Source organism: Pseudomonas sp. ICMP 8385, assembly GCF_002699915.1.
Classification (GTDB): domain Bacteria; phylum Pseudomonadota; class Gammaproteobacteria; order Pseudomonadales; family Pseudomonadaceae; genus Aquipseudomonas; species Aquipseudomonas gessardii.
On the sequence record NZ_LKBY01000156.1, the window covers coordinates 1 to 8,197 of the forward strand.

Here is an 8,197-nt window from a genome sequence, read left to right on the forward strand (position 1 = left end):
GCGGAGCGCGCAGGCCGTAGGCCGGAGGCGTGAGGATGGAAGCCCGAAGGGCCAAGACCCGGCGTGCTTTTGGCCGGGGCTTGGTTCACGACAGCCGCCCCCGCAGGGGCACGCCCATGATGGCTCAAGGCGAAACCGCTTCCTTGATGGTGTGTGAGGTATTGTGCGAAGCCCCTGGCGGCATGAATACCTCTAGGTGCGTATTGGCTGGTTTTGGCGGCGAATGCTCCTGCAGATACCGAGCCTTCTCCTGGTTCTTTCGCGCTACGCGCCGTTCGGTCATGTGCCAGGACGAAAACATTTCAACCACGAAAATGAGAATGCCCCCAGCTACGCAGAGGATCACGGGTAACCGATTCCGACGTTTAGCCATGCGGTTCATGACGCCTCCTTAATTGTCCAGACGCATGCCGCCAGCTTTGAGGCTAGCCAGTTCGCTGAGCAGCAACTCCCGCTGCGATGGTGTGATTTTGTTCAGGTATTGCAACTTGGCCAACGTACCAAGAACCGCGCCATAACCCATTAACGGATAGGTAGGATCCGTTTGTCGCCGGCGCATCGAGTCCTCAAGCTGATCCATAGCCAGTGCGACAGCTGAGAATTTTTGGCGGATGACTGACAGCGAAGTGGGCCGACTGACCAGGTTGGGAAAGTAGTTGGCCAAGCCGGGACGGTCTGAGTCCATCATGCACTGAATGCCCAGCTCCAGGTCCTCACGTACAGTGGCGGAGGCCGTGGATAAGGCACCTTCGATCTCGGCCACGGAGGCGGTCTCCAGCCACAACAGGGTATCGAGATAATCGGTCAGTTGCTGTTCCGTTCGTTCGTCCATGGCTCAATCCTCAAATTCCATTTCATCGCTGGCATCGACAACCAGGGAGCGGCACTGTTCGGCGCGGCGCATCAAACTGATGCCTTTGCCTGGCCAAAGGGATGCGGCTGCTTCGTAAAGCTCGGCGGCTGAATACCACTTCTTCCGATGCTCTGCCAACCGCGCAGCGGTATGCAGGGCCTGGCTGGAACGTTGGGCTTTGCTCATCGTGAGATCGCGGAACATGGTGTTACTCCTTCGCGTGGGTTCCCGGGACGGTTGCCGCCGTCATTTCCGGGCTGAGTTAGGCGCCCCGGGCTGAGGCGCCTGTAGGTTGGTTATGCTGCCTTGTCGAGTTCGCTGGCCAGCGACAGGCCGACCGCGACGGGGCGAACCCATACCGGCATATGACTGAGCAGGAAGGTTTCACCCTGCTTGGCCAGCAGGAGGGTTTGGGCCATTACACCGGCGATTGCCTCAGCGGCTTTCGGTGGTACCGCATTACCGATCCGCTCGCGCCACGCCTGGTCGCTCAAACCGTCCAGCTCAAGCATTTCTTCCGGGTCAACCAGGCTTTGCAGCGCCGCCATTTCCAGCGTGGTGAATGGGCGGTGCCAGGTGCCGTCGAGGCTTCGAATCACGCAGGTCAATCGATCATTGGCGGCTGGCATGCGCGGATCGGCAACGCTCCAGCGGCCATTGTCCAGGCGCGCACTGGCGGATACTGCCCCGGCCAGGCCTTCCCACGGCACGACGCCATAGTGGCCCCCGGTGAGGTAGGCATCGCCTTTCACGCGGCGCAAGCCTGGGCGCGGATCCTGTACGGCAAACGCGCCCTGCCCTGTCGTGCTGCCGGCAATGACGGTGCGTGCCGAGCCATCCCAGCGGGTGACGCTGTATTTCCCGTGTCCACCAGCTGCTCCACGCGGATCGGCCACGCTGAACGTGCCCTGCCCTGGCGACTTGATGCCGATGATTGCGCCGCTCGAGTCCTCCCAGCGCCGTACGCCATATTGCTGGTACTGCGCGGCGTGTGCCGGGCTGCGCGGATCTGCAACCGAAAATGCGCCATTGGTTGGCCCTGTCTGGCCGGCAACGGTGCCCATTGAATCACCCCAGTTACGCACGCCTAGATACCCCGAGAACGCCTCGGGCACTATCACGAAGTCGCGCAGATAACCGTCCTCGATGGCCAACTGATCCAGGCTGCGCCAGTCCTTGCCTGCCTCGACCAGGGCAAGGCGAACCCACGTTTTCCATTGCAGCGCTGGAACCCGATGCATTGGGCCAGCGCGCTCGATATCCCCAGGCAGCGGCATGCGGCCAAGGACAGCACCGACCGATTGCAGGGATTTCTTTTCCGGCTCGTACAAGAACGGTGGCACTTTCTCTACGTGCCGGGCCACCAGCAGAAAGCGCTTGCGGCTTTGGGCCAGGCCGCCCAGCTCCCCGCAGTCGTGGGTTGTCTCGCTCACGGCATAGCCAAAGAAGTTCAACACCTGAACGATCTGATCGAGCAGGTGGCGACCACGGGTGGCCAGGCGCGGCACGTTCTCGAACACGATCAGGCCGGGCGGGTTGTGCTGCCAGGCCTCGCACATGAGCCACACGCAGCGCAACGTCAGTTCATTGAGGGCCTGGTACTTGGGGGTTAGGCTCAACGCCTCGGACAACAGGCCAGAAGCGCCTTTGCAGGGGCTGCTGATGAACACCACATCAGGATCCTGAAAGCCCGCAGCGCGGCGAATATCAGCCGGGGTTGCCTCCCGCCAGTCTGCTGGCGGTTCCTTGCCATGGAAGGCGGTGTATTGCTCGCGGGTGAACAGGTCCATTTGCGTACCTGGTACACCGGCCAGGCGTTGGAAATCACGCAGCGCGCCGGCGTCCACATCGACACCGCCAATGCAGCGCCATTCCGCCTGCAGGTGGCCGACCACTTCCTTGTTTTGGTTGAAGCCTTTGGCGCCGCCGCCAAGCCCGCAGCAGAAATGAAAGTGCTTGAGCACATACTTTGTAAGCATGTTCGTCATCCGTCACGATGGCCCGGACCCAAGGTCCGGGCGGGGCTGTGGTCAGAGGGCGCGGGCTGTCGCCTCGGCCATGTCGCGGAAAATCTCGGCATGCAGTTCCAGCGGGAACTCTGCGATGACTTCGCGCTGGCCGATGCCGGAGCGCTGAGCGACGACCGTGTACATGGTGACGGTGGAGGGTTCTTGCCCTGGGCGGGCTTGATGGGACGGCTCGACGGTGAAGCCGGAGAAATCGCGCAGCTGCGTGGCTGAGCTGAAATAGAACAGGTGGGTTTCGATAGCCATTGTTTGAATCTCCTTCGCAATGCGCCCGGAGCGGTTGCCGCCGCTGGTTCCAGGCTGTCGAAGCAGGATTGCTTCGACGGTTCCCAGTATCGCAAAGGCCATTCTCAATGTCAACTTGTAGTCAAATCTATTTTTACTAATAATTTACCACAGCTCTAACTGCTCAGAGTTAGTGATATCGACAACGGGAATGCCCGGCGTACGCGAGTCCAGGGCATTATCTGGATCCCGCAAACTGTCGGACAACGCCGCAAAACGCGCTCGATCGGCAGCGGCTCGCCTGACGTTAAAATGCTCGTCTACAACGTCATTGACCCTGGCCCACTGGTTCCAGGCAAAGCTACGCCCTAGCCCTACCGTTGTCGTCGTGCTGGGGAAGCCATCGGCATTTCGCACTAGGTCTTCCCATGAGGCGCCAAACTGTACTGCGTCGAATCGGCTGTGCTTGCCAGTGAGGGCGTTGCGCTCAAGCAACAGCGCCCGCTCCAGCAGCTCGGGGTGATTCGCGGCAAGCCAATAGAGTTCCCAGTGCTTGGAAGCTGGGCAGAAAAAGCAGGCGGATTTGATCGGTACCAGGTCCGCGCCGAGCGCATGAGTGATCGCACGCACACAATCGCGGCGAGTCCAGCGAACCAGCTGCAACGGGTAGACATAATCGAAGTTTGCGTCCGCAGGCTTGAGCGCTTTGGAGCGGCGCAGATCTGCTTTGCCGCAGTCGTAACCGATCAGCTTGACGATGCGTTGCCCCGTCACCTTGGCGCGTTCCCACACAGGATGCGCTGGCCTGGCGTTCGGGCCAGAACGGGCGCCCATGAGAAACTGATCTTGGGGAACCTGCTTCCACTTCACCGAACAAGATTTCATGCCAAAGGCCAGGCTAGGCAATGTCTCGTTGGCCATGCAGTTGCCGTAAAGATCCTGGTATCCGGTGGTGGGCTTCGGTTTCTTCCGGCACACGCTAACGGACGGCCAGCCCCACGCACGCAGCACTGAATCCATCGCCTCAATGTGGGCCAACGTCTCGGGTTTCTCCGCGCCGGTGTCGGCAAAGGTGATGATATCCGGGCGCAGCCCTGCCGCGTGCAGGGCTACGAGCATGGCCGTGGAATCCACGCCCGATCCGAAACACACGGCCAGCAGCCGACCGGCCAGCGCAGCGCGCAGGGCCTCGACCTGGGCGAGGGATAAAACAGGGTGAGCGCCGCCCGAGGGGCAGCCGCGGCTGATTGCGTTCATGCGTACTCCTTCGCAAGTGCCCGGAGCGGTTGCCGCCGCTGGATCCGGGCACTGTTGGGTTACGTTTACTCGGTGTCGTCACCAATGAGATCGCACAAGCTCGGCACCAGGTCGACCTCGGCGGGCTTGTTGTCTGGTCCCGTCACTTTGAACACGCATGCGCTGTCGGGATCGCCATCTGCAATTCGCGGCTGGAAGTAGTGGCGTGCGCACGCCTCTGCGGCTGCTCGATGATCGCCGTCAACGTCGATATCAACGGCCCATACGACACGGTATGTAGTCATTGCGGGATTCTCCTTCGCTGTGCCGGAGCGGTTGCCGCCGCATGTACCGGCTTTTAGATTACTTGCCTTCGAAATAGGCGGGACGCTGGGCCAGTTCGCGGGCTATCAGCTCGTCCGCAAACAGCGGAGCCTGCTTTTCAACCCGCCGCTCCAGGTTCTTGCGCCTGACCTTGCCTTTTGCCTCGGCGCTCCAGCGCTTGACCGCCTGAGAGGCGGGAAAGTCGAGACAGACCCCGTAACCCTCGGGCCGGGCCTCCCACGCCTTGCGCATTTCCTCGGGGAGCTTCTGCCCTGCCGGCGCCTCGATCACCAGCAGCTCGAAGTCACCGGGGCATGGCAAGTGAGGCAGACACCAGCGCAGGGAGTAGCGCCACATGGGCGGCGCTACCTGCTGGGCATTCGCGGCCATCAGACCAGATCCCAGCTCGCCTGATCCCAGCCCGGCAGCTTGGACTGCGCTACGCGGCGAATTTCATGCAGGGTGCGAAATGCCTGGGTCGCGTAATAGTCGGGGTTTTGATTGGACTGATATTCCAGGCACTGGATGAGCTTGAGGGCTTCGAGCGGGGTGGGCTTGGGGACAGTTTCATCCAGGCCGAACAGCTCGCCCTTGAACGTTTCGCGAGGGTAGCGCGTGCGTACGGATCGGATGTTTTCGTCAAGCAGCTGCTGGCCTTTATCGGCAAGGAGCTGGTAGGTGGTTGCATCCGGCTTGCCGTTGCAGGTGAACATGAGGATGGCGGAGATGTGAAAACGATTCAGGATATAGGCGCTCATGGAAACTCCTTCGCAGTGTGCCCGAAGCGGTTGCCGCCGCTGGTTCCGGGCTGTCGAAGCGGAATTGCTTCGACGTGGTAAGTATCGCAAAGGAACCCCAACAAGTCAACTATCAGTCAAATCTAATTTGACTGATAGTGACATTTTTTTACTACGCAGCGCGGGCGTCTGGCAGCACGTTGCCGGCGTAATATTCGGCAATCTGCTCATTCACTTTGTCCAGCAGATCCAGGCGCAGAAACTCCAGGTGGAGGGTGCCCTTCTTGAACGCCTTGGCCCGGTAGTTCTCGTTCTCGAACACTTCCCCAGCCTGAAAAGCTGCATCCATAGCTGAGGTCAATGCGTGCGCCTGGAAGGGCTTGCCATCGAGCGTCTGAAATACCCGGTCAAGGTCATTGAGCTTGTCCTTGGCCCATGAACCGTACCGGATGCAAAGGCCACTTTTGAACGAAGGTTCGACCATCCCTTCCATGATCACTTTCTGGCCGATGCGAAACGGCTCTTTTGCGTTGGTGCGGTAGTCGTCGGAGAGATACCGGAACACATTGAAAACCCCACGCTGGAACATGGATTCGGCGTTTATGCGCAAGTCGATGAACGTCGCGGTGATCGTCGACGCGGTGAATTCAGGCGGGGATGGGCAAAGGCTCTTCTCAAACTCCGCGACGGCCTCGGCGTCCATCAGTTGCTTAAAGCCTGTCATATCGAACGCCCGGCGCCATAGGGAGGTGTCCAGTTCGCGGCGCACCCTGTCCTGGTCTTCCCTGAGTTGCGCAGCGTGAGGCATCAGATGCCGACCATGGGGCGCTAGAACTTCCTGGGCCAGCTCCAGCATGCGGCGTGCATCAGTGATCAGCCGTAGCGCTTCCTCGCGGGCAGTTAGCAGATCGTCAAGCGTAGAAGGTAACGCCAACTCTTTGAAAATAGACATGCTTCGAACTCCTTCGCAGTGTTGCCCGGAGCGGTTGCCGCCGCTGGTTCCAGGCTGTCGAGACGGGATTGCTTCGACGGATTCAGTATCCTAAAAAATCACCCTTGCGTCAACTTATGGTCAATATTATATTTACTATTAATTGACTTTCTCGCGTGCGAGAATCTTGCCTAGCCGTGATTTATAAGCTACAATTGAGCCCATGAAGACAATTAAACAAACCGCCACGTACAGGAACTGGGAACGCAAGCTGCGAGACAAGCAGGCCAAAGCCATCATCGCTGCGCGAGTCTTCCGCGTTGCAAATGGTCTGCTTGGGGACGTTCAACCAGTGGGCCAGGGGATCAGCGAACTGCGCATCCATCACGGCCCCGGCTACCGGGTGTATTTTCAGCAGCGCGGTAACCAACTGGTCCTGTTGCTGTGTGGTGGGGACAAGAGCAGCCAAGCGCGGGATATCGAAACCGCTAAAGCGTTGGCCAGCCAGTGGAGTGACGATGAATGAAAGAACAATTTTACGACTACGACCCCGCTGATGCGTTGACTGATGCGGAGTCCATCGCGGTATTCATGGAGGACGCATTCGAAACGGGCGATGCGGCCTATATCGCAAAATGCCTGGGTGTCGTAGCCCGCGCCAAAGGGATGACCGCCCTTGCCAATGAATCTGGCCTTTCCCGCGAACACCTCTACCGGTCGTTCTCGGACAAGGGCAACCCGACTTTGAAAACCCTGCTGGCCGTAATGCGTGCCGTTGGCCTGGATCTTACGACCCGCAAGCACGTTGAGCCGGTACACTAATCGTTGTGAACAAGGAGGTTACATGATCGCTTTAACGTCGAAAAAGAAGGGGGTCATACGCGCATGCGCATGGGCTGCCTGGCTCGGCCTAGCTGCTTGGATCGCCACCAAGTCGCCCTACGCTGGGCCTGCTGGTTTCGATTGGGCCTGGTTCGCGTTGATGGGCCTTTTCCCCAAATTCCTCCAGGGTGATATCCCGCCGATATGGCCGGAGAGCGGGGCCGAAGTCACCCCCGATCAACAACGTCGGTGGATTTACGGGCTGCTGACCTTGGCGGTTTTCGCGTGGGTGATGGCGCGTGATTCGAAAGTGATAGATCTCATCGCCACACTTATCGGATAAAAGGGGGTACTTATGAACACGGACCTGATCGTCAAACGCATTTTGCTCACCCCCGTTGCAGCCGGGTTTGGGTGGATCGTTGCAACCATGATTGTGATCGGCCTGAAACTGGCCCTCCCTACCCTTCTTCCGATTGCCTGGACTGAGCGCATTGGCCCATTAGGCGCCGTTGTCGGCATCGTCATTTTTTACTGGATGACCTGGAATGAAGGTCGCCCGGACAAGCGAGGCTGACATGGAAAAGACTATTTCCCCGAACCAAACCAAGGCGCTTTTCGCCTGGGGCTGGCTCCTGTGGATTGGCTGCGCATTTTGGCTGGCCCGATTCCCGTGGACAGATAACGCTGAACTGAGCCTAAAGGGTCTTGCATTCCTGATCCTCCTGCCCAAGGCCATTCAAGGGTTCTTCTATACCATCACCCCGAAGCAGAACAGATTCAGCGATGGCTACACGGACAAACACAAGCGGTTGCCCTTGTATACGGCGCTTGCTGCGGGTATCGGCCTTTGGTTCGCTGTAACCGGCGTGTACGACCTGGCCAACTCCCTCTGATCGATTTGCATGGCATTGAGCGCTTGACCGCAGGCGCTCTTGCCGATCTGCTTTAATGCCGAGCGTGGGGCGCGGGAAACAAACGCTTTTCAAAGCAGCAGCCGCGAAGCGGATGCCGCCTTGCTCTTTGGGAATGGAAGCGCCCC

15 protein-coding genes are annotated in these 8,197 nt (G+C 59.4%); 5 read left to right on the top strand and 10 right to left on the bottom strand.

The features are described from left to right. Window positions 1–124: 124 nt before the first annotated feature. The 10 genes from AO268_RS29940 to AO268_RS29985 form a co-directional block, all read right to left on the bottom strand. Complete coding sequence (locus AO268_RS29940; RefSeq protein WP_047710215.1) at window positions 125–382, bottom strand: hypothetical protein; 258 nt, start codon at window positions 380–382, stop codon at window positions 125–127. Window positions 383–391: 9 nt separating this feature from the next. Further along, window positions 392–832, bottom strand: a complete 441-nt coding sequence (locus AO268_RS29945; RefSeq protein WP_042857729.1) for a hypothetical protein — start codon at window positions 830–832, stop codon at window positions 392–394. Window positions 833–835: 3 nt separating this feature from the next. Continuing rightward, complete coding sequence (locus AO268_RS29950; protein ID WP_042857728.1) at window positions 836–1,057, bottom strand: hypothetical protein; 222 nt, start codon at window positions 1,055–1,057, stop codon at window positions 836–838. A gap of 92 nt (window positions 1,058–1,149) precedes the next feature. Continuing rightward, entirely contained in the window at window positions 1,150–2,832 is a 1,683-nt protein-coding gene (locus tag AO268_RS29955; protein ID WP_042857727.1) for a DNA cytosine methyltransferase, read from the bottom strand. Window positions 2,833–2,883: 51 nt separating this feature from the next. Further along, a complete protein-coding gene (locus AO268_RS29960) occupies window positions 2,884–3,126 on the bottom strand; it encodes a hypothetical protein (protein ID WP_042857726.1) in 243 nt (80 codons plus the stop codon). 144 nt (window positions 3,127–3,270) lie between these two features. Further along, complete coding sequence (locus tag AO268_RS29965) at window positions 3,271–4,362, bottom strand: hypothetical protein (RefSeq protein WP_202808232.1); 1,092 nt, start codon at window positions 4,360–4,362, stop codon at window positions 3,271–3,273. Window positions 4,363–4,427: 65 nt separating this feature from the next. Then, window positions 4,428–4,646 carry a hypothetical protein gene (locus AO268_RS29970; protein ID WP_042857725.1) on the bottom strand — a complete coding sequence of 73 codons (219 nt, stop codon included), beginning with the start codon at window positions 4,644–4,646 and terminating at the stop codon, window positions 4,428–4,430. A gap of 58 nt (window positions 4,647–4,704) precedes the next feature. Continuing rightward, window positions 4,705–5,055 (bottom strand): theronine dehydrogenase, encoded by a 351-nt coding sequence (locus tag AO268_RS29975; protein ID WP_199520587.1) that lies wholly within the window; start codon window positions 5,053–5,055, stop codon window positions 4,705–4,707. Next, window positions 5,055–5,423 carry a hypothetical protein gene (locus AO268_RS29980; protein WP_042857724.1) on the bottom strand — a complete coding sequence of 123 codons (369 nt, stop codon included), beginning with the start codon at window positions 5,421–5,423 and terminating at the stop codon, window positions 5,055–5,057. The genes AO268_RS29975 and AO268_RS29980 overlap by 1 nt, the downstream gene beginning before the upstream one ends. Before the next feature lie 151 nt (window positions 5,424–5,574). Next, a complete protein-coding gene (locus AO268_RS29985; protein WP_042857723.1) occupies window positions 5,575–6,354 on the bottom strand; it encodes a DUF4942 domain-containing protein in 780 nt (259 codons plus the stop codon). A gap of 202 nt (window positions 6,355–6,556) precedes the next feature. On the opposite strand from AO268_RS29985, the gene AO268_RS29990 reads away from it, so the two are divergent. From AO268_RS29990 to AO268_RS30010, 5 genes are read left to right on the top strand one after another with little or no spacing between them, the layout of a single operon-like run. Further along, window positions 6,557–6,859, top strand: coding sequence for a type II toxin-antitoxin system RelE/ParE family toxin (locus tag AO268_RS29990; protein ID WP_042857722.1), 303 nt, complete (start codon window positions 6,557–6,559; stop codon window positions 6,857–6,859). Further along, a complete protein-coding gene (locus tag AO268_RS29995; RefSeq protein WP_042857721.1) occupies window positions 6,856–7,155 on the top strand; it encodes an addiction module antidote protein in 300 nt (99 codons plus the stop codon). Before AO268_RS29990 ends, AO268_RS29995 begins: the two co-directional genes overlap by 4 nt. A gap of 22 nt (window positions 7,156–7,177) precedes the next feature. After that, on the top strand, window positions 7,178–7,498 hold the full coding sequence (locus tag AO268_RS30000; protein ID WP_047710214.1) for a hypothetical protein: 321 nt from the start codon (window positions 7,178–7,180) through the stop codon (window positions 7,496–7,498). Between the two features lie 12 nt (window positions 7,499–7,510). After that, window positions 7,511–7,732 (top strand): hypothetical protein, encoded by a 222-nt coding sequence (locus AO268_RS30005; RefSeq protein ID WP_042857719.1) that lies wholly within the window; start codon window positions 7,511–7,513, stop codon window positions 7,730–7,732. Window position 7,733: 1 nt separating this feature from the next. After that, on the top strand, window positions 7,734–8,051 hold the full coding sequence (locus AO268_RS30010; RefSeq protein ID WP_042857718.1) for a hypothetical protein: 318 nt from the start codon (window positions 7,734–7,736) through the stop codon (window positions 8,049–8,051). Window positions 8,052–8,197 lie beyond the last annotated feature (146 nt).

Coding starts and splice junctions, on each gene's coding strand:
- AO268_RS29985 (WP_042857723.1), bottom strand. CDS start 6,354: ATGTCTATTTTCAAAGAGTTGGCGTTACCTTCTACGCTTGACGATCTG.
- AO268_RS30010 (WP_042857718.1), top strand. CDS start 7,734: ATGGAAAAGACTATTTCCCCGAACCAAACCAAGGCGCTTTTCGCCTGG.
- AO268_RS29945 (WP_042857729.1), bottom strand. CDS start 832: ATGGACGAACGAACGGAACAGCAACTGACCGATTATCTCGATACCCTG.
- AO268_RS29995 (WP_042857721.1), top strand. CDS start 6,856: ATGAAAGAACAATTTTACGACTACGACCCCGCTGATGCGTTGACTGAT.
- AO268_RS29975 (WP_199520587.1), bottom strand. CDS start 5,055: ATGGCCGCGAATGCCCAGCAGGTAGCGCCGCCCATGTGGCGCTACTCC.
- AO268_RS29960 (WP_042857726.1), bottom strand. CDS start 3,126: ATGGCTATCGAAACCCACCTGTTCTATTTCAGCTCAGCCACGCAGCTG.
- AO268_RS29980 (WP_042857724.1), bottom strand. CDS start 5,423: ATGAGCGCCTATATCCTGAATCGTTTTCACATCTCCGCCATCCTCATG.
- AO268_RS29990 (WP_042857722.1), top strand. CDS start 6,557: ATGAAGACAATTAAACAAACCGCCACGTACAGGAACTGGGAACGCAAG.
- AO268_RS30005 (WP_042857719.1), top strand. CDS start 7,511: ATGAACACGGACCTGATCGTCAAACGCATTTTGCTCACCCCCGTTGCA.
- AO268_RS29970 (WP_042857725.1), bottom strand. CDS start 4,646: ATGACTACATACCGTGTCGTATGGGCCGTTGATATCGACGTTGACGGC.
- AO268_RS29940 (WP_047710215.1), bottom strand. CDS start 382: ATGAACCGCATGGCTAAACGTCGGAATCGGTTACCCGTGATCCTCTGC.
- AO268_RS30000 (WP_047710214.1), top strand. CDS start 7,178: ATGATCGCTTTAACGTCGAAAAAGAAGGGGGTCATACGCGCATGCGCA.
- AO268_RS29955 (WP_042857727.1), bottom strand. CDS start 2,832: ATGCTTACAAAGTATGTGCTCAAGCACTTTCATTTCTGCTGCGGGCTT.
- AO268_RS29950 (WP_042857728.1), bottom strand. CDS start 1,057: ATGTTCCGCGATCTCACGATGAGCAAAGCCCAACGTTCCAGCCAGGCC.
- AO268_RS29965 (WP_202808232.1), bottom strand. CDS start 4,362: ATGAACGCAATCAGCCGCGGCTGCCCCTCGGGCGGCGCTCACCCTGTT.